This window comes from Burkholderia sp. BCC1640 (assembly GCF_902833125.1).
Taxonomy (GTDB): Bacteria; Pseudomonadota; Gammaproteobacteria; order Burkholderiales; family Burkholderiaceae; genus Burkholderia; species Burkholderia diffusa.
The window spans coordinates 1-508 of the sequence record NZ_CADFEF010000150.1 but is presented as its reverse complement, the minus strand read 5'-3'; the positions used below and the strand labels follow the sequence as shown (position 1 = coordinate 508).

Here is a 508-nt window from a genome sequence, read left to right as displayed (position 1 = left end):
CGCGCCGGCTCGCGTGCGCGCTCGGACTTCCAGGGAAAACTTGCCCGGCTTCCTGTTCATGGCTCCCTTCTCCCAAGAGTCGAGGCCGCCACAAAACCCGGTGCGATTCAATCGACAGTCCGCGCTTTCGCCTCCGGCCTCCTCCCTAGTCCATTGAACCAATGAAATTGCACTGATCTAAAGGTGCATGGGCAAAATGAATCTGAGTGAAGCCGAGCGGGAAGAACTGCTGTCGATGCAGCGCAGCCGAACGATGGCCGTTGGCCAAGTGAGGCGAGCGCAGTTGATCCTGCTGCTCGACGATGGGGCCTCGCGTGGGGCGATCATGAACGAATTGCGATGTGATTCGCGTTTCATCACGACATGGCAAACCCGCTTTGCCAGTGAGCGTCTGGCGGGCCTGTACGGCAGGCATCCAGGCCGTGCGCCGCGCCGTGACCTGGCGCGCCTTGAGGCGAGAGTGCTCGACTACACGCTGCGACGCAAACCGGCCGACGGCTCGACGCAC

Annotated in this window: 1 protein-coding gene; it reads left to right on the top strand. The window is 62.0% G+C overall.

The features are described from left to right. Positions 1-187 precede the first annotated feature (187 nt). The coding region (locus tag HWX25_RS32940; RefSeq protein ID WP_175912776.1) for a helix-turn-helix domain-containing protein at positions 188-508 on the top strand (321 nt) is incomplete at its 3' end.